Genomic DNA, 26117 nt, shown 5'->3' on the forward strand with positions numbered 1-26117 from the left:
GGTGTCAATCTATTGGCATGAACTCATACAAGATTGTAAGCGCTGCCCTAGCATGGGAGAACAGAGGGAGGATGAAAGTATGGATCAAATTCACAATGAAATCTTGCCGAGCGTGGTTTCATCATCCAATATGGGCGATTATGAACAGGCTCGTTCCGAGTTTCAATGGGAAGATGTGGAGAAACATTTCACCTGGTATGACACAGGCAAGGTAAATATGGCTTACGAGGCAATTGACCGCCATGTGGCGGAAGGACGCGGATCGAAGACGGCGCTCCTGTACAGCGATGCTTCCCGTGACGAGTCATATACCTTTGCGGAGATGAAGGAGCAGTCCGACAAATTTGGTAACGTGCTGCGCAAATACGGTATCGGTAAGGGAGACCGGGTGTTTATTTTTATGCCGCGGAGTCCGGAGCTTTATTTCTCCCTCATGGGTATTTTGAAAGTGGGAGCCGTCGTTGGACCGCTCTTCGAAGCGTTTATGGAGACGGCCGTCAAGGATCGGCTCGAAGACAGCGGGGCCGTCGCCCTGATTACGACGCCACAGCTGCTTGGGCGCGTCAAGAAGGATGAGCTTCCCGACTTGAAGCATATTTTCGTCGTTGGCGACAATGTACAGACGGACGACAGCATTATTGATTATAAGCAGGAAATGAACGAAGCGCCTGCGGACCTGCAGATCGAATGGCTGGACCGCAGCGACGGATTGATTATTCATTATACTTCCGGTTCCACCGGCAAGCCGAAGGGCGTATACCACGTTCAGAATGCGATGATTCAGCATTACTATACGGGGCGGATCGTCCTTGATCTTCGGGAAGACGATACCTATTGGTGTACGGCTGACCCGGGCTGGGTAACAGGGACATCGTACGGCATTTTTGCCCCATGGCTGAACGGGGTAACCAATGTCATCCGCGGCGGACGCTTCAGTCCGCAGGATTGGTACGGCACGATTGATAAATACAAAGTCACGGTGTGGTACAGCGCTCCGACCGCTTTCCGGATGCTGATGGGGGCCGGGGCCGATGTGATCTCCCAGTTTGACCTCAGCAGCCTCCGCCACGTTCTGTCCGTTGGCGAGCCGCTGAACCCTGAAGTCGTCCGCTGGGGCGAGAAGGTATACGGGCAGCGCATTCACGATACATGGTGGATGACCGAAACGGGCGGGCAGCTGATCTGTAACTATCCTTCCATGGCCATCAAGCCTGGCTCGATGGGACGCCCGCTTCCAGGGATCGAGGCCGCTATCCTGGACGATAATGGCAAGGAAGTGGCGCCATATACGATGGGCAATCTGGCCATTAAGGCCCCTTGGCCGTCGATGATGAACCAGATTTGGAAAAACCCGGCCAAGTATCAGGAGTATTTCAGAATTCCCGGCTGGTATATTTCCGGGGACTCGGCATACATGGACGAAGAAGGTTATTTCTGGTTCCAAGGCCGGATCGACGATGTCATCAACTCGTCCGGCGAGCGGATCGGACCGTTCGAAGTCGAGAGCAAGCTTGTCGAGCACCCGGCGGTTGCAGAAGCCGGCGTCATCGGCAAGCCGGATGCGACGAGAGGCGAAATCATCAAGGCGTTTATCTCGCTTCGCGAAGGTTACACCGAGTCGCAGGAGCTTAAGGACGAGATCTACCGCTTCGTCAAAGAGGGATTATCGGCCCATGCTGCACCGCGCGAAATTGAGTTCAAGGATAAACTGCCGAAGACGCGTTCCGGTAAAATTATGCGGCGCGTGCTGAAGGCGTGGGAGTTAAACCTTCCGACAGGCGATTTGTCCACAATTGAAGACTAAGCACTGAATCTAGCGTTACCTTTGCTAACGGTAAGGGATAACGCCGTAAACAGAATAAAGAACAGCCGGTTGCTCAGGGTTATACCCTGACAGCCGGCTGTTTTCGTTATCCCGATTTTTCGGATAAACCGCTCTATACAATACAAGAGGCAATCCCATACCGGGATTGCCTCTTGTGATGCTATATCTGCTTGCCAGGTCCATTACTTTTTCTCAAAGTAGGCGCCCGGCGATTTTGGCGATTCGCCTGCGCTATTTACCGCAGATACGAAGAAGTAACCTTTGATTGGAGTCGATGTGGTGTACGATAAGCCAGGCTCCGTGCTGGTGCCTAATTTAACATACGGACCGTTCGGATTCGTACTGTAATAAACATCGTACTCTGTGACCATTTCCTGGGCTCCTGCGGCGGTCCACTGGAATTGGATTCCGGTCTCCGTAGCAGCCATTTGAAGCCCGCTAGGAGCGGCTGGAGCCGTCTGAGGCGCCTGTTCCGTTCCCGGTGTCTCTCCGGATGCCACACCGCCGTCCGGATTGTCCTGCCCGTCGTTTTGTCCTTGTTCCCCGTCCGGATTGTCCGTGCCTCCGATAATGTTGGTCAATCCGCCGCCCAGGCCGACGGTCATGCTTGGTGCGGACTCCTTGCCGGCCACGTCGACGGCCGTGACATAGAAGCTGGATCCGCCGCTCGCAGCGCTGGTGAAGGATGACCCTTCTCCGACGAGGAGGCTGGCCTGTCTCCGGTAGGAGCCGCTGTTATCCGAGCGGTACAGCCGGTAGCCGACGACATCGGATTGTCCGGTAGGACTGAAGGAGATGACGGCCTTGCTGCCGTTCCACGAGATCGAAGCGTTCGATGGGGCAGCCGGTGCGGCGCCGTCGTCTACGCGCGGATCGATCTTGGTCGGCATGTCGCTGTTGGCATCCCTCGGGATATAGTAAGACAGCGCATTGTGGCCGCCCTTCATTTTGGCAAACGCGTTCTCCAGCTCTTTGATCAGCTCGGATATCGGTTTTTCCCGTTTGACGACGACCTTCTCCTTGAGCATGTCATCCGGCGTACCATCCTGCGGGATATAGTTTACGCCGTTGTAGGTAATGTACTTCTCCTTGGCGATGCCGTCGTCGCTTTCCGTCGGAACGTATTTGCTGTTGAAAATGTCGGTCACGAACCGGTCCGTGAGCGATGTCGGCAATTTGCCGCTGTAGGCGGACACCGTCTTGGTTACGATGCCGTCCGGTTTATCGAACTTCGAAGTCTTGAACAGCTCCGGTTCTCTGTCGATCACCTCGTTCATCACGAGGGTCCAGATGGACTGGGCGCGTTTCTTCGCCGCCTTGGTGGTCAAGGTGTTCTTTTGTTCCTTATAGCCAGCCCAGACCCCGAGCGTCACGTCAGGGGAATAGCCCAAAAACCAGACGTCTCCGTAATTCTGGGTCGTACCCGTTTTGCCGACGATCGGCACGGTTTTAAAATGCTTGTAATTTTTGCGGACGACATCGCCGGTTCCTTCGGTGATGACGGTCCGCAGCATGTCGGTCATCAGATAGGCCGTCTGCTTGGAAAAAGCCTGCACTGGCTTGGCTTCGTGCTGATACACGATGTTGCCTTTGGAGTCGGTGATTTTCTCGATCATGTAGGCGTCGTTAAACTGGCCGTTGTTCGCAATGGCGCTGTAAGCATTGGTCAGCTCTTCAACCGTCACACCGTAAACGAGGCCGCCCAGCACGCCGGTCTTTGCACCATAATCATCCGGTTGCAGGGTCGTGATCCCGAGCTTCTTGGCAAAGCTCCAGGCGTTCTGGATTCCGACAACGTTATTGTATAGTTTAAGCGCGACCGTATTCACGGAATTGTTGAGTGCGGAGCGCGCCGTCATCAATCCTTTATATCCCGAAGTTGAGTTTTTGGGAATATGATACCCTTTTTGCCAGTCCGGCAAAATGATCGGCGAATCGTCAACCACGCTTGCCGGCTGAATGGCCCCTGATTCAATCGCCGGCAGATAAGCGGCAATCGGCTTCATCGTCGATCCCGGCTGGCGGATCATCTGGGTCGCATAGTTCATCTGTTCTTTGTTAAAATCGCGGCCCTCGATCATGCCTAGAATGGCGCCGGTCTTGTTGTTGATCATCATGGCCGCCGTTTGCTCGGCCCCCTTGGTTTTGCTGTCAGGGGAGAAGTTGCTGTCATCCTCGGCGATTTTATGCATCGTATTGTACACCTTTTTATCAATGGTGGTATAGATCCGATACCCGCCCGTGCTGAGCTGCTGTCGGGCTTCTTCAAGCAGGTCGCCGTCCTGCTTCGCATCGTCCCCGGGAACCTTGCCTTCCGCCTGCTCATTCAGCTGCATGATGATTTGGGCGCCTTGGCGCTCCGTTTCCATCATCAGATAAGGGAAGGTGGCGTATGCCTTCTCCACATGGGGAGCCAGCTGCTTACGGATGTCGAAAGCGAGCGCTTCCTGGTACTGCGCCTCCGTGATTTTGTTCTCCTCAAGCATCCGCCGGAGCACCAGATGCTGCCGGTCGATGGCGCGTTTAAAGTTGGCTTCGTTAAACTCGCCTTTGCCGTTGAAGGCCGAATATCTTGAAGGCAGCTGAGGAAGACCGGCCAAATAAGCCGCCTCGGCGACGTTCAATTTACTGAGATCACTAATATTAAAAATGCCTTTGGCTGCGGCCTGAATACCGTACAGATTGTAGCCGCTGGATCCGTTGCCGAACGGAACCTTGTTTAAGTATGCCGTTAAAATTTCTTCTTTCGTCATAAACCGCTCCAGCCGGAGCGCGAGCAAAATTTCCTTGAATTTCCGGTCTTCCGTTTTGTCCAGGTTCAGGAAAACGCGTCTGGCCAGCTGCTGGGTGAGCGTGCTTCCTCCGGTCTGCACGGATTCATGCAGAAGCTTCTGTTTGACGGCACGGAGCGTGCCCTTGATGTCAACACCCTTATGTGTAAAAAAGTTATTGTCTTCAATCGATACGACGGCGTCGATGACGATGGGCGGTATCTGCTTATACTCCACGGGGCGTCTGTCCTCATCGGTCCGAAGCTGTCCGATGGGGGTGCCGTCACGGAAGTAGGCGAATCCCGTAATGGAGTTCTCGCTCATCTTCTGGTCAATCAATGCCCTGGAACGGACCGGATCATCCTTCACGATGGAAGTGAGGTACCCGGCTGCCGTACCGCCGGCGAACAGCGCTCCCATAACGATAACGACCAGCGTCCACATCGCGGTAAGGCCGATGATGCGGCCGTAGGACCGTTTTTTCGGAGCGGTCTGCTCTTCCGGCTTTTGTTTGTTATCTTCAACCATTCGTGGCTATCCTCCTTTTGACGGAACTATTATAGCATAAATTGCGTATTTTGAATGCAGAGATCGAATCGTGGCCAAATGGATGGCAATCATTGACTTTTTTCGGGTGTGTGGTATAAATAGGGTTAATCCAAAAAGAACATATCGTCAAAAGGCAAAGAAAGACTCCAGTAGAAGGGAGCCTGGGCTGATCAGAGAGCCGGTGGGTGGTGCAAACCGGCAGCCTCTCCCTTTGAATTACCGTCTTGAGCCGTCCGGAGGAACGCGCGTCACCTGGAGCGTAAGTAGTCTGGCACCGGACCTGGCAGTCCGTTATCGTAATGAAGTGAAAGCAGTGGGTGGAAGGGGATCGTCCCCGAAACGGCTGCTTTAATTAGGGTGGTAACGCGAGCAGGCTCCTTCTCGTCCCTTGGGACGAGAAGGAGCCTTTTTGCTGTACATTCTAACGGATCAGAGAGAGGTTGATGACGATGAACTGGGAACAACTCATGCCGGCCCAGAAGGAAGAGGTTGAACGCCAACTGGCTGTCATCAGGAGGGGGACGGTCGAAATCCTGCCGAACGAAGAGCTGGAACGCAAGGTGATCCGGTCGGTTGTGCAAGGACGGCCGCTCAAGGTAAAGCTGGGTCTTGATCCATCCGCTCCGGACATTCATATGGGGCACACGGTAGTGCTGCACAAGCTGCGGCAGTTTCAGGAGCTGGGCCATGAGGTGCAGCTGATCATTGGGGATTTCACGGGCCGGATCGGCGACCCGACCGGGAAATCGGAAACCCGCAGGCAGCTGACGGAAGAAGACGTGAAGCGGAATGCGGAAACGTATCAGGCTCAGGCGTTCAAAATATTAAGTCCGGACAAAGCGAAGGTATACTACAACTCCGAATGGCTCGGACCGATGACCTTTGCCGACGTGATCGGGCTCGGTTCCAAAGTGACGGTGGCCCGGATGCTGGAGCGAGACGATTTTTCCAAACGGTATGCCGGCGGTCTCCCGATCAGCATTCACGAGTTTTTCTACCCGCTGATGCAGGGCATGGATTCGGTGGCGCTGGAGACGGATATCGAGATCGGCGGTACGGATCAGACGTTTAATCTCATGATGGGCCGCACCTTGCAGAAGGAATACGGGGCAGAGCCGCAGGTGGCGGTCACGCTGCCGCTGCTGGAAGGGCTGGATGGCGTGCAGAAGATGAGCAAAAGCCTCGGCAATTACATCGGAATCGATGACGCACCGAACGAAATGTTCGGCAAAACGATGTCGGTGCCGGATGGGCTGATGGTGAAATACTTCGAGCTGGCCACGGATATAACGAATGAAGACCTTCAGATTCTGCGAGAAGGATTGGAAGGCGGCCGTATCCACCCAAGGGATGCCAAAATGAGCCTGGCGGCAGCCTTTGTCCGGATGTACCACGGGCAGGAGGCGGCCGAAGCGGCCAGGCAGCATTTCGTCACGGTCTTTCAGCAGCGTGCGCTTCCTGAGGATATCGAGCTGCGCGATATCCCCGAAAACGAGCTGCAGGGAGGGGCCATCCGGCTGGTCCGGCTGCTGACCCTTATCGGATTTGCTTCTTCCAACAGCGAGGCCAGAAGGAGCATTCAGCAAGGATCGGTCAAGCTGAATGAAGTGAAAATCGAGGATCCCCATGCGGAGATCGGGGTCCGGGACGGCGATATCGTTCAAGCGGGAAGACGCAAATTTGCCAAGCTCCGGCTGCTATAGAAGATGTAAGAAGCCGTGAGAAGGCTGGGAGAGGCCGGGGGGATACTACCACGATACACAGGGCTGCCGGTCGGCCCTGTTTTTCATCCAGAACAAACAAAAAAGCCCGGAACATAAAGTTCCAGGCTTGGTTGCAGCAAATATTAACGGTTGTAGAATTCGACGATTTGTCTTTCGTCGATGTCTTGGGAAAGCTCGGCGCGCTCTGGGAAACGGATGTATTTACCTTCCAAAGCTCCATCGTTGTACTCCAGGTAGCCTGGCAGATGCGTACGGTTTTCCAGCGCTTCTTTAATAGAAGAGAGGCTGCGGCTTCTTTCGCGAAGACCGATCACGTCGCCTGTGCTTACTTGGTAGGAAGCAACGTTTACTTTCTTGCCGTTAACAGTCACGTGACCGTGAGCGACCAATTGGCGCGCTCCTGCACGGGAGTTAGCGAAACCAAGACGGTAAACAAGGTTGTCCAAACGGCTTTCCAGCAAGAACATGAAGTTTTCGCCGGCAATACCTTGCATTTTTTGCGCTCTGTCGAACAGCGTGCGGAATTGCTTTTCACCCAAACCGTACATGTGGCGCAATTTTTGTTTTTCTTGAAGCTGCATACCGTAGTTGCTCATTTTTCTCCGTTGGTTAGGACCGTGTTGTCCCGGAGGAAAAGGGCGTTTCAATTCTTTACCAGTACCGCTCAGGGAAATTCCCAGACGACGGCTCAATTTGAACTTTGGACCTGTGTAACGTGCCATGTTATAGTAGACTCCTTTATTTTTCGAATAATTTACAGTAGGGCTCTATTTGCGCCGTATTTGTTTACCTGTGCGTCCTAGTACGAACTGCACAACTGACGGGAAAGTTCAGCCGCTGTCCTGTCAGCAACAAATGACGTGAGGGTGACACAACGTTACGCCCAAATCAAGACTATATTGCAGTCTTTTTCAACAATAGATTTTATATTATAGAGTAGGCAAAAGTCAAGGCCTGACATTGTGCTGGAAAAGTCTAATTTTGTCGATAGGGCTATAGTCCTAAAAAAGTAGGACGAATATCTGAAATATGAGTGCAAAATTGCTTGGAACAGAGTAGAATATGATTATTATAACACATCCGACATAACCCGACTTTGTCAGGGGATTTTCATATTGCAAGGATGACAATGATTGATTGTGATTCTATGGTGCCTTGAAAGACACCCTCTGGGCACGGTGTAAAGGAGCGCCTGTCTATGTCAGAACACCAACGAGAAACAACCAAGCATCAAAGCCTGTTCCAGACGAATACCGAGCTGGCGTTTCCCTCAGAGTCGGCTACTTCCTGGCTGCAGGAGATCGACTTGTCCATTCATGATTTGCCCTATGTGGATCACGTGATTCAGGAAGCCTTTCTCCAATGGCGCACCGAAGGGCAGGCGCTTACGTTAAGCGGACAAGCCCTGTGGGCCGTGACGGATTACGAGGGGCGGTGGATCGAAGGCGATGAAGCTCTCCTTGCGGAACCTTTCTGCGGTTTGACGGGAGAGATCGGGCGCTGCCTGGAGTCCGGGGAACAAGTCTGGGTCCATCCTGATGACCCGGCGGATCGCGGAAGCTCCTGGGTCACGACGGTTATTCCGGTCTTTACGCGCCGGGACCATGCGCTGGTGTGCCTTCTGGTCTGCGGAATCCCCGCACGCTTATATGATGAAGGAATCCGGGACACCGTTGCCGCGATGGCGCTTCACTATCGTTCCTGCCTGTACAAAAGCTTTAAGTTCGCCCTCGTATCGGACATTCTGAAGGTACAGGAAAGCACGGAACGGGAAGCCAACCGCCGGTCCATCCTGTTCCAAATCATGCAGCGGATGCATGATCAGATCGACGTCGAAACCGTGCTGACGGAAGTTCTGGACAGCCTTGAAGTACTGTACCCCACCATCCGGGCGAGGCTGCTCATGTCCCAGGACCATCAAAGCCGCAATCCGCGGGTAGAACCGCTCGTGTTTCACCCCTGGGGCGAGGATATCTGCGTCAGGTCTTTTATGGATGGAAGGCTCATGATGCAGGATGGCAGCGGCGAAGGAATGGAAGGCCAGACCGAAATCGCCATACCGCTCGGCGGCAAGCAGGGCGTCTACGGGGTGCTGCATCTGGTGATGTCCCGGGAGCTCAGGGAAGATTTAGATCTGCAGCTGATCAGCATGGTGGTCGACACGGCGGGGAACGCGTTCGAGAATGCGAAGCTCTACGAGCAGTCGAACCTGCTGATTCATGAGCTGCGCCTCATTAACGAATTGACCCAGCGGCTGAATCAGAGCCTCAAGCTCGGTGATATCTACAAGTTTGCCAGCGAGGAGATGCTGGATATTTTTCAGGCGGATTACTGCTGCTTCCTGCAGTACAATGAGGAGCGGGACGTTCTGGAGGTCATGGCATCCAACGTTCCCGGTCTTGCCCCGTCTTTTGACGCAGAGTACGGCTTCGGCGGACTTGTCTTTCATAAAAAGGAACCTGTAATTCTGTCAGACTATTCGCTGAACGGCAAAGTCCCCTCAAAGCTGATGGAAATCACGCATTCGCAATCCCTCATCGCTTCACCGCTGACCGTAAACGGCAAGGTGATGGGGGCGATTCTGCTGACGCATCGCAGCCCTCATTATTTTTCCTATGACAACTACCGGCTTCTGCAGACCTTGTCCAGCCATATCGGCCTGTCGGTGAGCAACGCGCTGCTCCACGCCGAGCTGAGACGGATGGCCAACCGGGACATGCTGACCGACATGTACGCCCGCCATTACCTTGATAAGATGATCCAGCAGTATCAAGTGAGCGATTTTTGCGGGTCTCTGATCGTGGTAGACATTGATGAATTCAAACAGGTTAACGATACATACGGCCACCAGAAAGGGGACGACATCCTCAGGCAGGTCAGCGATATCGTGAAATCCTCCATCCGAGAGGAAGACGTGCCTGCACGCTGGGGCGGGGAAGAGCTGGCTGTGTATATGCCGCAGCTAGGGGTGCACCAGGCGGTCAAAGTCGCTGAAGTGATCCGAAGCCGTGTCGCCCGGGAGACAAGCCCGTCCGTAACGATTTCAAGCGGAATCGCGGAATGGTGCTGGACGGACCCGCAGGTGAGTGTAGACAGCTTGTTCTACAGAGCGGATATGGCCCTCTACAGGGCAAAGAACAGCGGACGCAACCAAATCCAAATGGAAAACATGAACGATATGTAGCAGGCGGCCTCACTCTCGGGTGGGGGCGCCTTATTTTTGCATGAACTGGCCGGGCGGGGGACAGCCTATAAAGCAAAAAGGACCTATGATCGAAAAATGAACCTTGGTTCATTTTGTCCGGAAAGGCAGTTTTCCCATGATGAAAAAAATGGTACTTCCCGCCTTGCTGCTGCTCGGCCTTTGCGGCGGTTTGACAGGCTGCGGCATGTTTCAGGACTCGAAATCGCCGGAGGAGTGGTTTTCCCAGACGATTACCGGACTTGCCGGCATCGATTCGTTTTCATTTAGCGGCCTGGCTTCGGTTCGTGCCCAGGATCAGGGGCAGGTGCAGAACTTTGCTTACACCGGCAGGCTCACGGGGCACGACCAGCTGACCATGGAGAGCGTGATCCCTACTGGGGAGGCGGTTCAGACCACGGGACTCCAGGCACGGGGAATCACCGGGAAGACCGTGAAGGTGACGAATTTCCGCAGGCAGGACGGGGGATGGGTGAGGCTGTCGAGCGAAGCGAACCCTGAGGATAACTCTCCTTCATTAACCCGGTTAAACCCTCTGCAGCAGCTCGACGGCATTCATGGGCTTCCCAAAAGCATCAAAGTGGAGTCCAGCGCGGGCCGCGGCACCAAAGTGCTGCGGATCGAACTGGAAGGCTCCAGCGCAAAGGACTTTTTGGCGAAGCAGCTTGAATCGGAAATGGAGGGTCTCCGCAAGCAGCCGGGATACACCCATGCACAGTCCGGGCAAAAGCAAAAGCTGCAGACGCTCTGGAATCAGGGGGACAAGCAGCTGCGGCAGATGCTGAACGACGCTCAGGTCAGCACGGTCTATCATTTGACGATTAACCGCAAGTCCGGATTTCCGGTTCGTCTGACCTCCGAGAGCGCGATCGACTATATCAATCTGGACGGTGCGCAGACGCGGGAGACGATGGTCAATGATGTATCATTCCAGCCTTAGGCTCGCCCGGTGACGACAAGTTCCATACCGGACGATCGGGCGGCTGCTCATTTGGTCATCATCCGACAGGCAGACTTGGGGCTTTCCGCCTGCATCCGGAGGGCTCATGCTGACGGGACTTGCCATGCGTGCTACAATAAGTCTGAATGAATTAACCTTTGTTCAAATAAATAGCTTACAGGTTATGTCAAGGGGAGGAAATAAGTAATGCGTGATCCTAGAATTCAAAAACTGGCGGAAAACCTCGTCGGTTATTCCGTGAACGTACAGCCGGGGGAGAACGTCCTTGTCGAGATGATCGGCTCGGAGCGCGACCTGCTGAAGGCCGTCATTGATGAAGTTGGCAAACGGGGAGGACGTCCGTTCGTACAAATTACCGACAAATCGGTGCAGCGTACGATGCTGATGAACGCGAGCGAAGAGATGCTCAAGACATGGGCGGACATCGACCTGAACCGGATGAAGCAGATGGACTGCTATATCGGCATCCGCGCCGGAGAGAACGTCAACGATCTGGCCGACGTTCCTGACGAAAAGGTAAAACTGTTCAATTCGCTCTATAATCATCCGGTACATAGCGGGCAGCGCGTCAACCACACCAAATGGGTGGTGCTGCGTTATCCGAACCCAAGCATGGCGCAGTTGGCCAATATGAGCACGGAAGCCTTTGAGGACTTCTATTTTGACGTATGCAACCTCGATTACGCCAAGATGGACAAAGCGCAGGATCCGCTTGCCGAGCTGATGAGAAAGACGGACAAGGTCCGTATCGTCGGCCCGGGCACCGATCTCAGCTTTTCCATTAAGGGAATCGGCGCCGAAAAATGCGCAGGCGAGAAGAACATTCCGGACGGCGAGGTATACAGCGCACCGGTACGTGATTCGGTCAACGGCACGATCAGCTACAACACCAGCACGGTATACAACGGCATTTCGTTCGAAAATATCAAGTTTACTTTCAAGGACGGAAAGATCGTGGAAGCGACCAGCAACGATACCGAGCGCCTGAACAACATTTTGGACTCGGATGAAGGGGCACGTTATATCGGCGAATTCGCGATCGGGTTTAATCCGTACATTTTGCACCCGATGAAGGACATTCTGTTCGACGAAAAAATTGCCGGCAGCATCCACTTCACCCCGGGTCAAGCCTATGAAGTAACGGATAACGGCAACCGCTCCTCCATCCACTGGGATATCGTGCTGATTCAGCGTGAAGACTACGGCGGCGGGGAGATCTACTTCGACGACGTGCTGATCCGCAAAGACGGCATCTTCGTCATTCCGGAACTGCAGGGGCTGAATCCTGAAAACTTGAAATAAGAATAGCTGAAGAAGGGAACCCGGCCCGTGAGGCCCACGGTTCAGCGCTTTTCAGAAATTCCTTGCGCGAGAAAGCGGATTCAATGTATCATAAAAGTGGTAAAATCATAGTATACTTGATATCAAAAGCTACGGAGGGATCCTATGTCCAGTAACAACGCAGCTGTTGTAGAAATCGCTCAAACGGCAAGCCAATTTACCTCTTCGATCGTACTTCAAGCGGAAAACAAGTACATCGATGTCAAAAGTATCCTCGGTCTGTTTACGACACTCGTAAGCAGCCAAAGCTATGAGCTTCATGTTCATGGACCGGATGCGGACGAGGCTAAAACGGCGATGAAGGAAGTGTTTGCCAAACACGGCCTGAACGTCAACGTGGTCTCTGAGTAAGCGATGAAGAAGAGCGCACCTGCTGGCAACAGTAAGGGCGCTTTTTTTAAAGTCATAACCTTGATATGTACCGGGGTTATTCTAGAACCTTGCACCGCCGCCAGCCTTCCCCTTAGAGTCCCTTTGCGCCGCGCTTGGCATTGAAACCCGGGGTCTTTGCGGACGATGGGCCAGATTTTCCTGTTCCTTCGGCTTCCCGGGGACGTTTTTCTGGGCCAGGTTCTTGTATTGGTGTTCAATTTCGTCTAATATTAAGAATAGAATACAAGGGTGTAATTGTAGGATTTTGGACATAGGGGGGAAGATGCATGACTTCATCTGAGCTGCAGGAGCAGTTGAATATTAAGGCGATTAATCTGCTGAAAGATGATGCAGAGAAAATAGAGAAGCTTATTGAAGTACAAATGGAGAATCTGGCCACACGCTATTGCCCTCTCTATGAGGAAGTGCTGGACACCCAGATGTACGGATTTTCACGTGAGGTTGATTTTGCCGTACGTGCCGGTCTTGTGCCCGAACTTACAGGCAAACAGCTGGTCAGTGAGCTGGAGAAGAATCTGGCCAACCTCTATGAAGCCCTGAACAACAGGGAAGCCTAAATCATCAGCCTGTCGCAAGCAGGCTTACATAAGATGCAGAGTACAGACCACCTGTGTTTCTGTATCACACGATGATGAGTAGTTGCAGCTTGGCCTTCACATTGGAGGTCCCGAGATTTATAAATTTATACGTATAAAAAGGCATGCGCTCCAGCGGAGTGCATGCCTTTTTTGCGTTCCCCTGCTATGCAGGGTTAAGAGCTTAAGCTGCCTTGCTACACCAAGAAAAACGATACGCCCAAAATAACGTATACGACCAGCAGCAGCAGACCTTCATACCAGTTCGTTTTGCCATCCTGGATAATAGACTTGGCGATAAATACCGACACGCCAATCGCAAGCAGCTCAATAGTTGTAAACACCAGGTCCATCGTGGTAGGCCCGAAGAAGTAGCTGACCAGCACCAGCACGGGGGCGACGAACAAAGCGATCTGCAGGCTGCTGCCTACGGCGATTTCGACCGCTGCGCCGATTTTGTTCTTCATAGCCAGCATGACGGCCGCACTGTGCTCTGCCGCATTGCCGATGATGGCCACGAGGAACGCACCTACGAACAGCTCACTAAGCCCAAATCGCGTCGTAAAGGTCTCCAGCGTATCTACCAGCCATTCACTCACGAAAGCGACCATAACGGTCGCCAGAAGGAGATACAGGATCGATTTGCCCTTGGACCATTCCGGCTCGCGTTCATGAGGCAGCTCTTCATCTTCTTCGTCGGTGACATCCGCCAAGTATTTCTTGTGCGTAATCATCGAGAAGACCAGCCAGGCAAGGTAAGCCACGATTAAGATACAAGCTACGATAAGGCTCAGCAGCTGGGTATCGCTTCCGGTAATGGAATGGCTGCGCAGGAAGACCGCAGGCACGATCAGAGCGATCACGGCGACGAGCATCAGCGAGCCGTTCATACCCGCCAATGATACGTTGAAGCTCTGAACTTTAAACTTCAGTCCCCCGGCAAAAATGCTGAGTCCCAGTACCAGCAGCAAGTTTCCGATTACCGAGCCGGTCAGACTGGCTTTGACCATGTCGAACAAGCCTTCCTTCACGAGGAAGATGGCGATAATCAGCTCCGCTGCGTTACCGAAGGTGGCGTTCAGGAATCCACCGAGCCGCTGTCCGGCATAATGCGATACGTTCTCCGTCGCTTTGCCCAAAAATCCGGCCACAAAAATGACAGAAATCGCGGACAGAATAAACTGCAGCGTTGCGTCCCAGCCTGCGAAATGTCCCACAGCACTAAGGATAAAGAAGGCGATGAGCAGGGTGGGGCTGATCCATTTTTTCAATTTTTGACACCTCTTGCCTTATGTAAGTTCGATTCTTATTCAATATACCCAAATTGCATAAGGTTGTAAACAAATCGGCAGGGCTTGGGATTTGCTTTTTGGGCCTGTTAGGATTTACAATAACGGATAATGGATGTAAAGGAGGATGGAGCATGTCGGAACAACTCCAACTAGAGAATGGAACCATACGGATTGCAGATGATGTCGTAGCGAAAATCGCCGGACTGGCCGCACTCGAAACACCAGGGATCGCAGCTATGTCGGGTGGTTTGTCGGAAGGATGGGCCAAGCGCCTGAGCGGAAAAAACGTGCAGAAGGGTGTCACGGTGGAGGTAGGCCAGCTGGAAGCGGCCATTGACCTGCGAATCATCGTGCTGTACGAAACCCCGATTCACGAAGTATCCCGCATGCTTCAGCAAAACGTGCGTGAAGCTGTCGAAAGCATGACCGGTCTGCGTGTGGTCGAAGTGAACGTGAAAGTGGAAGGCGTCGCTTTTAAAGATGACATGATTGAAGAGGTACCTACGCGCACCAAATAAGCACACGAACACACGAATAAGACGAAAAAAAGACTAGGGGACTTAGGCGTCCTCTAGTCTTTTTGGTATGAGTCGCTTCAGGGTATCCCCTGAAGGTTCAGTTAAAGCGGCGCGTCTGATTGCGGGCGGAGACGGCGACCGACGGTTTCTTGACGGTCACCGACTTCACCTGTTCCTGCTTCGACGGCAGCGTACTGATCCGCGAGATGCTGAGCATGATCCCCATGCTCGCCATCATGATCAGCAGGGAAGTTCCGCCGTAACTGATGAACGGCAGGGTTACCCCGGTCAGCGGGATCGTTTGGGTGACGCCTCCGATGTTGATGAACGCCTGGATGGCAATCAAGCCCATAATCCCGATACCGACAAGCGTTCCGAACGGATCGGGGCACCTCAGCGCGATGATGATTCCGCGCCAGATGAAGTAAATATAGACGATCAGGAAGATCGACGTTCCGATAAACCCGAACTCTTCGCCGATGACGGAGAAGATAAAGTCGTTATAGGGGTTAGGTAAATAATGAAGCTTCTGGACGCTTTTGCCGAATCCGGCTCCGGTCAACTGCCCTTCACCGATAGCGGTCAGCGACTGCAGCAGGTTGTAGCCCTCTCCCTGTGGATCCTTAAACGGGTCCAAGAAGGCGTTGATCCGGCCGAGCTTATAGTTGCTCGATTGCACCGCCTGCTCCCCGCTATGGGACACCGACTTGATCAGGGCGTTAGCTCCGAGCACGAGGCTTGCACCGAGGATCAGCAGCAGGGCTGACCCTATCATATGCTTGAGGCTCGCGCCGCCGGCATAGATGATCAGGGCGCTCGTGGCTACCAGAATGAGGCAGGAGCCGAGGTCCGGCTGCATCATGATGAGCCCGGCGACGAAGCCGACAATAACCATGACCGGGATATAGCCTGTCCGCAGGTCACGGAAGCGCTCCCCTTTTTTGCTGATCAAAGCGGAAAGGTACAGGATGATCGCGATCTTCGCGATTTCCGTCGGCTGGATGCCAAGAGATCCGACACCGAACCAGCTCCGGGCGCCGTTTCTGACGGTGCCCACCAGGAGAACCAGCACTAGCATGATGACTGTCACGATAAACAGCGGGGCAAACAGCTTCTTGTACCTGGTGTAAGGGATGTTCATCGCGACGAACATGGCGATGGTTCCCAGTGCGGCCCACATGAACTGTCTTTTCGTAAAGTATAGCGAGTCATAGTGAAAATCCTTGCTAGCAATGGCCAAGCTCGAACTGGCGCTGAATACCATGACCAGCCCAAAACCAACCAACAGCAAGGTGAGGATGAGCAGTTGGAAATCCGGCGTCCCTCTCTTGGTTTGTTGGGGTTTTTCTTCTCTCATAAGAGACCTGCTTAGGCTTCCAGAGCGGCTTTAAACTGCTGAAGCTTCTTGGTTGCAATCCCCATGATGGACGACGGAATCGGAGATTCGTATTCCAGCCCGTGAGGGAAGGTCGCTTTGCCCATATACACAGCTTCAATTTGCAGCACAGCGCTTGGGTGTTCCAGCTTGCCCTCCACCGCACGGGTGTTGATCCGTACGAAATACTCCGAATTGGTGTTTTTATCTTCGATCTTATAGTCATATGTAGCGCGGTAGTATTCCCACTGCCAGCGGACAAAGCCTACTTTCTCGGCTACTTCGTCCATAAACGCCAGGTCGGCTTTGATGCCGTCCAGTCCCGTATTTTCAAAAATCATGGTTACTAAATCCTCCTCTATTGGTTGCCTGTAAAGTTCTTTACTCATGATATTATGTTTTAAACACTTGTGCAAGCCTTGGCAGTATTGGGGCGATACCCCATCTTAAGCGTTTCTGCTACAATAGAAAAAAGGGTTCACAACCGCGATGTGGGATGACATATCGGCAACTTAACATCCATTCTATGGCGAGAGGACGGATACATATGAAAGAAGAAGTATTGCTGAGCAAGCTGCAGCCGCAAATGGTGGAGTGGAGGCGGTATCTGCACCGGCATCCGGAGCTGTCTTACCACGAGGAGAAGACGTCGGCGTTCGTGGCGGACAGGCTGCGGGAGCTGGGGATCGACGTCCGGACGCGGTTTGGCGGCGGATACGGGGTAGTCGGCGTATTAAAAGGAAGCAAGCCGGGGAAAACGGTCGTGCTGCGGGCGGACATGGACGCGCTTCCGATCCAGGATGAAAAGTCGTGCGATTATTCGTCCGAAGTTCCGGGCGTCATGCATGCTTGCGGTCACGACGGGCATACGTCGATCCTGCTGGCGGTGGCGACATACTTCAGCGCCCGGAAGGAAGATCTTCCCGGAGAGATCCGTTTCGTATTTCAACCGGCGGAGGAGGTATGTCCGGGCGGAGCCAAGGGGATGATCGAGGCCGGCGTTCTGGAGGGGGCCGACGCGGTGTACGGCGTGCACTTATGGACGCCGTTCCCGGCAGGAACCGCGGCCAGCACGCCGGGGCCGATGATGGCGGCAGCGGATGAGTTCTTTATCGATATCATCGGTAAAGGCGGCCACGGTGGCATGCCGCACGTGACGGTGGACAGCGTGGTGGCCGGATCGGCGCTGGTCATGCAGCTGCAGAGCATCGTCAGCCGTTCGGTCAACCCGCTTCGGCCGGCGGTCGTTACGATCGGAACGATCCAGGGCGGAAGCGCACAGAACGTCATCGCCGAATCGTGCCGGATTACCGGGACCGTACGGACTTTTGATGAGGAGACGCGCCAATTTATCCGCGAACGGATCGAAGAAATAACCCGACTTACGGCGCAGACTTATGGAGCGGAGTCGAAAATTCAATATTTGATGGGTTACCCGCCGCTTGTGAATGATGAAGCGGAGACGGAAAGGTTTTTCCGCGAAGCGCCGAAGGTGTTCGGGGAGTCGAAGGTGGAGCGCTGCGAGAAGATTATGCCTGCGGAGGACTTCGCATATTATTTGCAGGAAATCCCCGGGTGCTTTATGTTTGTGGGCGCAGGCAACGAAGAGCTTCAGGCCGTCTACCCGCACCATCATCCAAGGTTTGACTTTGACGAATCGGCCATGCTGAGCGCCGCCAAGCTGCTGGTGACGATGACCCAATCCTATCAGGGATGGGAATAGGCAGGCTCGGGCCGCCGAGTCTCCCCGGTCTTGCAGGAGTGGGTTCCTGAAGGCACGAATGTTTTGGCGGACGATGGGAAAACTTGAAATGGAAGAGGAAAAGTTCATTTCCGCTCTAGGAGATGAACTTTTTCATATGTTTGAAGGCTGAAAGAACCATTCGGATTGAAAGAAGGGGATTTGATGAGCGATACAAAAGCGTGCATCGTGCAGCGGGACCGGACCGTCCTGCTGGAATGCGGACATCCGGGGTTTGAGGAAGCCCGCGGGAAGCTGGCCCATTTTGCAGAGCTGGTCAAGAGTCCTTCTGCGTTTCATACGTACCGGATCACTCCGTTATCGCTGTGGAATGCCGCTTCGCTGGGATGGACCGCGGAGGAAATCGTCGACGCCCTGGCTTCGATTTCCAGATGGGAGGTTCCATCCGCGTTAATTCAGGACATCCGCAGCCTGGTGGGCAGATACGGGAAGCTCCGGATCGAGGCGGGGAAGGCGGAAGCCGGGAAGCTCCGGCTGACGGCATCCGACCCGCAGCTGCTGGATGAAGTGCTGGCGATCCCCGCCGTGCAGGCCAGCGGGCTGCGGCGCGCCGCGCCGGAGCAGGCCGAGCTTGATGCGGTCCGCCGCGGACGGATCAAGCAGGAGCTGACGCGGCTCGGATATCCGGTCCTGGACTTGGCCGGATATCATGAGGGACAGCCGCTGCAGTTGGGCTGGAAAGCGCAGGGCGGCTCATTTGCGCTGAGGGACTACCAGCAGGCGGCGGCCGACGCTTTTGAGGGGGTGGCCGGGAGCGGAGGCAGCGGGGTGCTGGTGCTCCCTTGCGGAGCCGGGAAAACGGTCATCGGCCTTGGCGTGCTGCAGAAGCAGCAGTGCGAGTGCCTGATCCTGACGTCGAACGCGACCTCCGTCGGACAGTGGATCGCGGAGCTGACCGACAAGACGACGCTCGATCCTTCCCAGATCGGGGAGTATACAGGGCAGAAAAAGGAGGTGCGCCCGGTCACCGTGGCCACCTATCAAATTTTGACGCACCGCCGTTCCAAAGAAGACGAGTTTGAGCATATGCGTCTGTTTAACGAACGGAATTGGGGGCTCATCATTTACGATGAGGTGCATCTGCTGCCGGCTCCGGTGTTCCGGGCGACGGCCGATATCCAGGCGACCCGCCGGCTGGGACTGACCGCTACGCTCGTACGGGAGGACGGCTGCGAGCAGGATGTATTTTCGCTAATCGGGCCGAAACGCTACGAGATGCCATGGAAGGAGCTGGAGTCCATGGGCTGGATTGCGAAGGTCGAATGCACGGAAGTCCGGGTGGCGATGGAGCCGGAGCTGCGTGAAGCATACGCGTATGCAGAGGGCAAGGAGAAGTTCCGCATCGCCGCCGAAAATCCCGGCAAGCTCGAGGTCGTCCGCAGGCTGCTCGCTAAGCACCCTGACGAGAGCATCCTTATTATCGGCCAGTATATCGATCAGCTGAAGCAGCTGTCCGAATCGCTGGGCATTCCGCTGATTTCAGGGCGAATGGCGCACAAGGAACGCGGAAGGCTCTACGAGTCTTTTAAACGGGGAGAGATCAGAGTGCTGGCCGTTTCCAAGGTAGCCAATTTCGCCGTCGACCTGCCGGACGCTTCCGTGGCGATTGAAATATCGGGCAGCTTCGGCTCCAGGCAGGAGGAAGCCCAGCGCCTGGGGCGGATTTTGCGTCCGAAAACCGGAAACAACCGGGCATATTTTTACGCACTGGTGTCCCAAGAAAGCAAAGAAGAGGACTTTGCCATCCGCCGTCAGCTGTTCCTTGTCGAACAGGGGTACGAGTATTCCGTCCGATATGATTCGGATCCCGAGCCGTTTCGTTCGGGGTCCAGTCATGAGCGGGCTTCTTCCCGTCCTGCGAAGGACCGTCCCATTCCAGACCTAAAGGAGGCATCATTCCGACCATGAGCACTGAAATGAACGAAGACCGGCCGCAGGAATCCGCGATCCGGTCCATCCTGCGTACGCTGGCTCCGGAGGATGCCGAGCTGCTTAAACGGCTGATCGTCCGTTTTGCCGGGCAGCCGTTCAGCGACGATGCCCGGATCACGGTGAAGAGCAGCGGCCGGAGCGGTGCGGAGCTCGAGCTGTCCTTTATCCGCTTGAGACGAGCCGGCCTGATCCAGGCGGTGAAAAAGGCTTGGGGAGAAAAGCTCTACTACATTCCTTTGGAAAGCCTGGGTCTATTGTATCGGCAGTTTTTCACCCCCAAAGCAGAAGCTGTCCCGGATTCAAATGTGCATCGGATCAGCGAAGCCAAGCCGGGCCTCGCCTTGGATCTGCTGCATGCGCTTGCGGCTGCGGCCGAGCACGGGCTTCCCTTAACGGCGAAAGGAACGGTACATAAGAAAAATATCCAGAAGCTGCTGGAAGCCGTGCACCTGAAAGATTCCGACCTTGAAGCGCTGCAGCTCCAATACGCGCATGCTGAAACCTATCCGATGGTGGCTGCGGTGCTGCTCGATATGATGCTGTGTCTCGGCCTTGCGGTGAAAGATAGCCAGGGGATTCTGCTGGAAGAGGTGCAGCTCGCTGAGTGGCTGGGGCTGTCTGAACAGGAGATGAACCGGGTGCTGCTCCCGGCGGTGTTGGACCGATATGGCATGAGCAGCCCGGCGCTGCAGCATTTCCGTTACCTTCTTTGCCATCCTTCTTTCCAACCCGGCGTCTGGTACGATATGACGAAAATGCTGGATTGGATGGAGCGGGAGGTTCTGCTCACCCGGTCCGTTTCGGAAGCGGGAGCCCGGGCATGGATGACGGCGATGGCGGGGTTTGGCTGGAGCGATACCGGTGAGGACGGCAGCGGACGCTACTGTTTCCGGTGGGCCATGGATCCGGCCTTCGTTCTGGTTTCGGGCGACGAAGATCGAGAGATGGCGGAAGAGGGTCGCTTCTATGTTCAGCCGGATTTTGACGTCATCGTTCCACCGGATGTGCCGTACCGGATCCGATGGAAGCTGCTTGCCTGCTCGGAGCGGGTACAGAGTGAACGGATGTCCATATACCGTTTGACCCATAGCAGCACGGCCCGGGCGGTGGAGAACGGCATGAGCGCGGCCGAAATGACGCAGCTGCTGGACAATTTCTCGAGCGGCGGCGTTCCGGAGAACGTAAGGCTGGCTTTGGAGCAGTGGGGCCGGGAAATCGGCCGGACCCGCTTTGAGGAAGCTATGCTGCTGTCGTGTTCGGCTGAAGAAGACGGCGATCGGATCGAAGCGCATCCGAAGCTGAAGGGGCATTTGCAGCGGATCGGTCCGAAGCATTTTCTCGTGAACCCTGGCGCGGTGCCGGAAGTGAGGAAAATTCTGGATTCGTCTGGACTCTCTCCTTTAAAGGCGATCGCTGAACCCGGCCGGACCGTTTCCGCATATCCGCTGATCCATGACTCCACACCGGACCTGGCAGGGCAGCGGATCGATGAAGAAAAGTTCCGCCAAACCGGGCTTTCCGCCGCCGGCGGTCTCGTGTACAGCGGCCGGAATATCCAGTATTTCGAGCCGGATTCCGACATTCCGAAGCCGGAGTCCCTGTTCCCGGGTTACGGGCAGGTTCCGAAAATGTGGACCCAGGATTTCCGGAATTATCACGGAACGACGGCCCAGCACATTATGGAACAGGCCTTGGAATGGCAGACCAGGGTGCTCATATCCCGCGGAGGCAGCCGTTTGGAATTCATCCCCCGGGCGATTCGGAGCCACCCATGGGCGGTGGAAGGAACTCTCTTTGATCCGGAACGGGACGGGTATGAGGACGGGACTCTGCTCTCGCCGGGGGATTGGGAGCAAATCCGGCTGATTGTGCCTTCTTTCACCTGAGGGTATCAGCAGGAAGTGCGTTCAAACCTCTTCTTATGGGCCAAAGGTTATGATATGATAAAAGAGTCTACTCCAGACGGAGGAGAACATTCTTATAGAATTGGGATGAAGTTCATGAGCGTATCGGAGATCAACACGGTCGACATGGCAGCCGTGCTGATGAACGCCTATGAATTAGGCGATATGATCAATCAGTCGGTTGAGGTGTCCGATTATTTATATTGGAAGCAGCAGGTTGGCAGCAATCCGGCCGTACAGGAGCTGGTCCGGCTTCTGGCGAAGAAGAAGGAGCTTTTCGAAGAGACCCAGCGTTTCGGCCATTTCCATCCGAATTACCACAGTGCCAAGGATGAGGTCAAGGCAGTAGAGCAGCAGCTGGAGCAGTTCGAGGAAGTGAGACGCTTCAAGCTGGCCGAGCAGAACTTGGATGACATGCTGCACCAAATGTCCGAAATGATCGCTTATTCCGTATCGGATACGATCAAGGTGCCGGGCAACGATTCGCATCTGAAAGGATGCGGCGGCGGGGGCAAATGCTCCTGCGGCGGGTAAAATATAGAGAGCCAGTATAAGTGAGGTGGGAAATCATGTTTGCAGAACGGACGGGGTATATCATTTGGGTTAGCGATATCAAGGCAGCGCGGAATTTGGAGAAGTACGGGACCGTTCACTATATATCTCGCCGGATGCACTATGTCGTCATGTACGTGAATGCGGACCGGGCTGAGGAAGTAGCCAAAAATATCCGGCGCCTTTCCTATGTGCGTAAAATCGAACGCTCCTACCGCAACGAGATCAAAACGGAATATTCGAGCGACGTAACGGATAAGACCAGATTTTATGGCTTATAGTAGGAGGTTCATCTGCCTGTCATCAGTTTCAATCCCACCTGGAAAGTAATCGTATGGTCAGGAAGCAGCCGAATTCGGCTGCTTCTTTTTTTAGATCATGGCTTCCGGCTTCAGCGCCGGCAAAGCCTGTGCATCCATCAAGTAAATATCCGATTTGCACGGATACAGACTGCCTAGATGTGCCGGTCCTCTTTTATGTATATGAAAATATGCCGGGATACGTAGTTTGGAGCTTGTGAAGAACGTGGTAATGATGTAATATAATAGGCATAAATACATAGATACAAAGTCCTATGTAGTGGAGAGTGATAGTCCATGCGCGACAAAGGAATGGAAAGATGGAGCACCTATGAACCTTTTTTTGTGACCTTAGGGGATAAGCGGGTGGCCGACATCGTCATTACCCATCATGCGAAGACAAGGTACAACGACCGGATTCATAGTGATATCCATAGTATAGATGATATAGCCGCATGGATGTGGGAGTGCCTGAAGCAGGGCCGGATCGCTCCCTACTACCGGAATGAGAAGGACGTTTACCTGATTGACGAGGATCTTGTCGTCGTCGCGGAATTTGCGGAGATCGAAGGGGAAACCGACATCAGCGGAAATCCGCTGCACAAAATGATTATCGTGACGTTCCTTGGCAAAATGTCGGAGACGATCGAGCTGAGGGACCTGAAGTCTTATTATTCCTGGCTGCGCCATTCGCGGAGAATGACGTTGATTAAAAATACTCGCAAGCGGAAATAACCGCGTTTTGTAAGCGTGAGCATGGATTCCCCTCCGGGAAGCCATGCTCATTTTTGTTGATTCATGTGCCGGGTTTCGCCGTCTTTATCTGCCGCTGAAATGTTAAACGGCGTTGGTGGTTCACGGCCGAATCGGATACAATATAAGAACGACGAGGGGGAGAGCATGCCATGAATTTTCACCAGCTCCACATTTTTTATACCGTGGCGGAACGTGGGAGCTTCTCGGCGGCGGCGAGCGCGCTGCACATGACCCAGCCGGCCGTTACGATGCAGATTCAGTCCCTGGAGGAATATTTCGGGACGCGCCTGCTGATCCGCTCCACCAAGAAGATCGAGCTGACCGAAGCGGGGATCACCCTTTTGCCGTATGCGGCAAAGAGCATCGCCCTGGTCAAGGAAACGGACAATGCGATGGCATCGCATACCCATATGCTGCAGGACCGGCTTCAGCTCGGCTCCAGCCTCACGATCGGCGAATACTTCCTGCCGCGGCTGCTCGGTCCGTTTGGACAGCAGTATCCGCACATCAGCATTATGATGAAAGTGATGAACACCACACAGATCATCGAAGAGATTACGAAGCATCAGCTGAATTTCGGCCTGATCGAGGCGACGATCCACCATCCGGATATGGTCATCGATCCCGTCATGCAGGACGAGCTGAAGCTGATCGTCCCCATCGGCCATCCCTTGGCGGAACGGGAATCGGTTGAGCTGGAGGAAGTGCTTGCCTATCCGTTTGTGCTGCGGGAAAAAGGGTCGGGCACGCGCCAGGTGATGGAAAGTGTGCTGATCCACAAGGGGATCGATCCGCAAAGCCTGCAGACCGCGATGGAGCTTGGCAGCACGGGAGCGGTGAAATCCGCCGTCGAGGCCGGTTTCGGCATTACGATGCTGTCGCCGGCCTCGGTTAAGCATGAAACCGCACTGAACCTGGTGACCATCATTCCGATCCGGGACGCCGAATTTAAGCGGCAGTTTTATGCCATTCATTTGAAATCCACCCTGCTTCCGCTGTCTGCCGTGACCTTTCTGAATTTTCTCAAACAGCAGCAGGAGCAGCAGGGGGAATAGGGCCAAGCCGACAGTTAAAGGAATATTTCGCAGCGTAAGACGCTGATTGAGTGAAGGAGGAATGGACATGTCCACAGATCAGAAATGCGGTGACCTGCATACGCATACGACGGCTTCCGACGGTATGCAGCCACCCGCAGAGAACGTTCGGATAGCTCATGAGAAAGGGCTAGCAGCCGTGGCGATTACCGACCATGACACCGTGGGAGGCATTCCGGAAGCACTGGAAGCCGGGCAGCGGCTCGGCATCACCGTCGTTCCCGGCGTCGAAATCAGCACCCGTGCCGGCGGCAAGGATATACACGTCCTGGGCTATTACATCGACATAACACATGAGCCGTTTTTGAACCGTCTCGCCGAGCTGAGACAGACCCGGGAACGGCGTAACGATCAAATGATCGCCAAGCTGCAGCAGCTTGGAATTTCCATCACGCTCGAGGAGGTCATTGCCGGGCTTGGGCGCGAGCTGAAGCCGGATGAAAGCGTCGGGCGGCCGCATATGGCCGATGTATTGGTCAAGAAGGGCTATGCCTCTGACATGCGTGACGCCTTTAACCGCTTTTTGGGCGAGGATGCGCCTGCCTACGTATCCGTTCCGCGGATCACACCCGCGGATGCCTGCGCCTGGATCCGGGAAGCTGGCGGAACGCCTGTGCTGGCCCATCCGGGGATCTACGGCGACGACGCGCTGGTGGAGCGGATTGTTAGGGAAGCGAAACCTGCCGGAATCGAAGTCTACCATTCCGACCACGGCCCGGCCGATGAGAAGCGGTACCTGAGAATGGCTGATGAGCATGGGCTGATCGTCACGGCGGGCTCCGATTTTCACGGGGAACGGCAGGGCGTCGTCTTCCATGGCGATATCGGCAGCCGTACGATCCCGGTGACCGTATTGGAACAGCTTCAGCGGGGAACAAAATAGTTATGGGGGCCCGGGCGAGTCGTAACCTTTTTTTGCAAAATTGGAAAATGGGGCTTGCGCCGGGCTTGCCGGCCGTACTATAATGTTGAACCAAGCAACAAGCACAAACAGTAAGGCGATGACCAAAGACATGATTTCGATCCAGGACTGCCCAGAGAGAGAAGTGAGTGGTGCAAGCTTCTCCTGACACCGGTTCAGAAATTACCCCTTTGCAGCTGTCCCTTTGAACCCGCTGTCCAAGCGGCGGCAGTAGAAGGAACCGGTTAGTCCCCGATATCGGATGCTTAATAAGGGCTTTGCATATGTACGTGTTCGGATGAACCGTCGGATGCAGGTCGAATTAGGGTGGAACCACGAGCTGAACGCACTCGTCCCTTGGGATGAGATGCGTTTTTTTGCGTTCACCAAA

The 26117-nt window shown here is 54.4% G+C and carries 21 protein-coding genes and 1 other annotated feature; of the genes, 16 read left to right on the top strand and 5 right to left on the bottom strand.

What is annotated here, in order from left to right; all coding sequences use genetic code 11:
• The first annotated feature begins 79 nt into the window (after positions 1–79).
• Positions 80–1804: an acetate--CoA ligase gene (gene acsA / locus K2F33_RS17375; protein WP_105444570.1), complete on the top strand. Its 1725-nt coding sequence runs from the start codon at positions 80–82 to the stop codon at positions 1802–1804.
• 203 nt (positions 1805–2007) lie between these two features.
• On the opposite strand, the gene K2F33_RS17380 is transcribed toward acsA, so the two are convergent.
• Positions 2008–5124 (bottom strand): transglycosylase domain-containing protein, encoded by a 3117-nt coding sequence (locus K2F33_RS17380; RefSeq protein ID WP_263878059.1) that lies wholly within the window; start codon positions 5122–5124, stop codon positions 2008–2010.
• Between the two features lie 148 nt (positions 5125–5272).
• Positions 5273–5537 (top strand) — a binding site (T-box leader).
• Positions 5538–5594: 57 nt separating this feature from the next.
• Between K2F33_RS17380 and tyrS the strand changes: the two genes are divergently transcribed.
• Complete coding sequence (gene tyrS / locus K2F33_RS17385) at positions 5595–6848, top strand: tyrosine--tRNA ligase (RefSeq protein ID WP_263878061.1); 1254 nt, start codon at positions 5595–5597, stop codon at positions 6846–6848.
• A 143-nt stretch (positions 6849–6991) separates the two neighbouring features.
• On the opposite strand, the gene rpsD is transcribed toward tyrS, so the two are convergent.
• Positions 6992–7591: a 30S ribosomal protein S4 gene (rpsD, locus tag K2F33_RS17390; RefSeq protein WP_076169912.1), complete on the bottom strand. Its 600-nt coding sequence runs from the start codon at positions 7589–7591 to the stop codon at positions 6992–6994.
• A 476-nt stretch (positions 7592–8067) separates the two neighbouring features.
• Here rpsD and K2F33_RS17395 point away from each other — a divergent pair, with 476 nt between their 5' ends.
• The 5 genes from K2F33_RS17395 (at position 8068) to K2F33_RS17415 (ending at position 13323) form a co-directional block, all read left to right on the top strand.
• Positions 8068–10053: a sensor domain-containing diguanylate cyclase gene (locus K2F33_RS17395; RefSeq protein ID WP_263878065.1), complete on the top strand. Its 1986-nt coding sequence runs from the start codon at positions 8068–8070 to the stop codon at positions 10051–10053.
• Between the two features lie 136 nt (positions 10054–10189).
• Entirely contained in the window at positions 10190–11011 is an 822-nt protein-coding gene (locus K2F33_RS17400) for a hypothetical protein (protein ID WP_076169914.1), read from the top strand.
• 207 nt (positions 11012–11218) lie between these two features.
• The gene (locus tag K2F33_RS17405) at positions 11219–12334 is read left to right on the top strand and encodes an aminopeptidase (RefSeq protein WP_076169915.1); all 1116 of its coding nucleotides are present in this window, start codon (positions 11219–11221) and stop codon (positions 12332–12334) included.
• A 144-nt stretch (positions 12335–12478) separates the two neighbouring features.
• Positions 12479–12724 carry an HPr family phosphocarrier protein gene (locus K2F33_RS17410; RefSeq protein ID WP_076169916.1) on the top strand — a complete coding sequence of 82 codons (246 nt, stop codon included), beginning with the start codon at positions 12479–12481 and terminating at the stop codon, positions 12722–12724.
• Positions 12725–13032: 308 nt separating this feature from the next.
• Positions 13033–13323, top strand: a complete 291-nt coding sequence (locus K2F33_RS17415; protein ID WP_076169917.1) for an Fpa/YlaN family protein — start codon at positions 13033–13035, stop codon at positions 13321–13323.
• Positions 13324–13538: 215 nt separating this feature from the next.
• On the opposite strand, the gene cax is transcribed toward K2F33_RS17415, so the two are convergent.
• Entirely contained in the window at positions 13539–14612 is a 1074-nt protein-coding gene (gene cax, locus K2F33_RS17420; protein ID WP_076169918.1) for a calcium/proton exchanger, read from the bottom strand.
• A gap of 152 nt (positions 14613–14764) precedes the next feature.
• On the opposite strand from cax, the gene K2F33_RS17425 reads away from it, so the two are divergent.
• The gene (locus K2F33_RS17425; RefSeq protein ID WP_076169919.1) at positions 14765–15151 is read left to right on the top strand and encodes an Asp23/Gls24 family envelope stress response protein; all 387 of its coding nucleotides are present in this window, start codon (positions 14765–14767) and stop codon (positions 15149–15151) included.
• Between the two features lie 97 nt (positions 15152–15248).
• On the opposite strand, the gene ftsW is transcribed toward K2F33_RS17425, so the two are convergent.
• Both ftsW and K2F33_RS17435 read right to left on the bottom strand, forming a co-directional pair.
• Entirely contained in the window at positions 15249–16508 is a 1260-nt protein-coding gene (ftsW, locus tag K2F33_RS17430) for a putative lipid II flippase FtsW (protein ID WP_263878072.1), read from the bottom strand.
• A gap of 11 nt (positions 16509–16519) precedes the next feature.
• A complete protein-coding gene (locus tag K2F33_RS17435; protein ID WP_076169921.1) occupies positions 16520–16867 on the bottom strand; it encodes a YugN family protein in 348 nt (115 codons plus the stop codon).
• A gap of 206 nt (positions 16868–17073) precedes the next feature.
• Here K2F33_RS17435 and K2F33_RS17440 point away from each other — a divergent pair, with 206 nt between their 5' ends.
• The 8 genes from K2F33_RS17440 to K2F33_RS17475 all read left to right on the top strand — a co-directional run bounded on the left by K2F33_RS17440 (position 17074) and on the right by K2F33_RS17475 (position 25708).
• The gene (locus K2F33_RS17440) at positions 17074–18249 is read left to right on the top strand and encodes a M20 family metallopeptidase (RefSeq protein WP_263878074.1); all 1176 of its coding nucleotides are present in this window, start codon (positions 17074–17076) and stop codon (positions 18247–18249) included.
• A 183-nt stretch (positions 18250–18432) separates the two neighbouring features.
• Positions 18433–20196, top strand: coding sequence for a DNA repair helicase XPB (locus tag K2F33_RS17445; protein ID WP_263878077.1), 1764 nt, complete (start codon positions 18433–18435; stop codon positions 20194–20196).
• Positions 20193–22106, top strand: a complete 1914-nt coding sequence (locus K2F33_RS17450; RefSeq protein WP_263878079.1) for a helicase-associated domain-containing protein — start codon at positions 20193–20195, stop codon at positions 22104–22106. Before K2F33_RS17445 ends, K2F33_RS17450 begins: the two co-directional genes overlap by 4 nt.
• A gap of 114 nt (positions 22107–22220) precedes the next feature.
• Positions 22221–22658, top strand: coding sequence for a YlbF/YmcA family competence regulator (locus K2F33_RS17455; RefSeq protein WP_076170160.1), 438 nt, complete (start codon positions 22221–22223; stop codon positions 22656–22658).
• Positions 22659–22693: 35 nt separating this feature from the next.
• Entirely contained in the window at positions 22694–22957 is a 264-nt protein-coding gene (locus K2F33_RS17460) for a YlbG family protein (RefSeq protein WP_076169924.1), read from the top strand.
• A gap of 315 nt (positions 22958–23272) precedes the next feature.
• The gene (locus tag K2F33_RS17465) at positions 23273–23710 is read left to right on the top strand and encodes a hypothetical protein (protein WP_076169925.1); all 438 of its coding nucleotides are present in this window, start codon (positions 23273–23275) and stop codon (positions 23708–23710) included.
• A 170-nt stretch (positions 23711–23880) separates the two neighbouring features.
• Entirely contained in the window at positions 23881–24786 is a 906-nt protein-coding gene (locus K2F33_RS17470; protein ID WP_145023706.1) for a selenium metabolism-associated LysR family transcriptional regulator, read from the top strand.
• Between the two features lie 61 nt (positions 24787–24847).
• Positions 24848–25708 (top strand): PHP domain-containing protein, encoded by an 861-nt coding sequence (locus K2F33_RS17475; protein WP_263878093.1) that lies wholly within the window; start codon positions 24848–24850, stop codon positions 25706–25708.
• Positions 25709–26117: the final 409 nt, after the last annotated feature.

Origin of the sequence: Paenibacillus sp. PSB04, from assembly GCF_025809195.1 — a bacterium.
Classification (GTDB): Bacteria; Bacillota; Bacilli; order Paenibacillales; family Paenibacillaceae; genus Paenibacillus_AQ; species Paenibacillus_AQ favisporus.

Excerpts from the sequence above, each read along its gene's own strand:
- K2F33_RS17460 (WP_076169924.1), top strand. The coding sequence starts at position 22,694 with ATGTTTGCAGAACGGACGGGGTATATCATTTGGGTTAGCGATATCAAG.
- K2F33_RS17425 (WP_076169919.1), top strand. The coding sequence starts at position 14,765 with ATGTCGGAACAACTCCAACTAGAGAATGGAACCATACGGATTGCAGAT.
- tyrS (WP_263878061.1), top strand. The coding sequence starts at position 5,595 with ATGAACTGGGAACAACTCATGCCGGCCCAGAAGGAAGAGGTTGAACGC.
- K2F33_RS17450 (WP_263878079.1), top strand. The coding sequence starts at position 20,193 with ATGAGCACTGAAATGAACGAAGACCGGCCGCAGGAATCCGCGATCCGG.
- K2F33_RS17410 (WP_076169916.1), top strand. The coding sequence starts at position 12,479 with ATGTCCAGTAACAACGCAGCTGTTGTAGAAATCGCTCAAACGGCAAGC.
- ftsW (WP_263878072.1), bottom strand. The coding sequence starts at position 16,508 with ATGAGAGAAGAAAAACCCCAACAAACCAAGAGAGGGACGCCGGATTTC.
- K2F33_RS17470 (WP_145023706.1), top strand. The coding sequence starts at position 23,881 with ATGAATTTTCACCAGCTCCACATTTTTTATACCGTGGCGGAACGTGGG.
- K2F33_RS17415 (WP_076169917.1), top strand. The coding sequence starts at position 13,033 with ATGACTTCATCTGAGCTGCAGGAGCAGTTGAATATTAAGGCGATTAAT.
- acsA (WP_105444570.1), top strand. The coding sequence starts at position 80 with ATGGATCAAATTCACAATGAAATCTTGCCGAGCGTGGTTTCATCATCC.
- K2F33_RS17435 (WP_076169921.1), bottom strand. The coding sequence starts at position 16,867 with ATGATTTTTGAAAATACGGGACTGGACGGCATCAAAGCCGACCTGGCG.
- K2F33_RS17395 (WP_263878065.1), top strand. The coding sequence starts at position 8,068 with ATGTCAGAACACCAACGAGAAACAACCAAGCATCAAAGCCTGTTCCAG.
- K2F33_RS17445 (WP_263878077.1), top strand. The coding sequence starts at position 18,433 with ATGAGCGATACAAAAGCGTGCATCGTGCAGCGGGACCGGACCGTCCTG.
- K2F33_RS17475 (WP_263878093.1), top strand. The coding sequence starts at position 24,848 with ATGGACATGTCCACAGATCAGAAATGCGGTGACCTGCATACGCATACG.
- rpsD (WP_076169912.1), bottom strand. The coding sequence starts at position 7,591 with ATGGCACGTTACACAGGTCCAAAGTTCAAATTGAGCCGTCGTCTGGGA.
- K2F33_RS17455 (WP_076170160.1), top strand. The coding sequence starts at position 22,221 with ATGAGCGTATCGGAGATCAACACGGTCGACATGGCAGCCGTGCTGATG.
- K2F33_RS17440 (WP_263878074.1), top strand. The coding sequence starts at position 17,074 with ATGAAAGAAGAAGTATTGCTGAGCAAGCTGCAGCCGCAAATGGTGGAG.
- K2F33_RS17405 (WP_076169915.1), top strand. The coding sequence starts at position 11,219 with ATGCGTGATCCTAGAATTCAAAAACTGGCGGAAAACCTCGTCGGTTAT.
- K2F33_RS17400 (WP_076169914.1), top strand. The coding sequence starts at position 10,190 with ATGATGAAAAAAATGGTACTTCCCGCCTTGCTGCTGCTCGGCCTTTGC.
- K2F33_RS17380 (WP_263878059.1), bottom strand. The coding sequence starts at position 5,124 with ATGGTTGAAGATAACAAACAAAAGCCGGAAGAGCAGACCGCTCCGAAA.
- K2F33_RS17465 (WP_076169925.1), top strand. The coding sequence starts at position 23,273 with ATGCGCGACAAAGGAATGGAAAGATGGAGCACCTATGAACCTTTTTTT.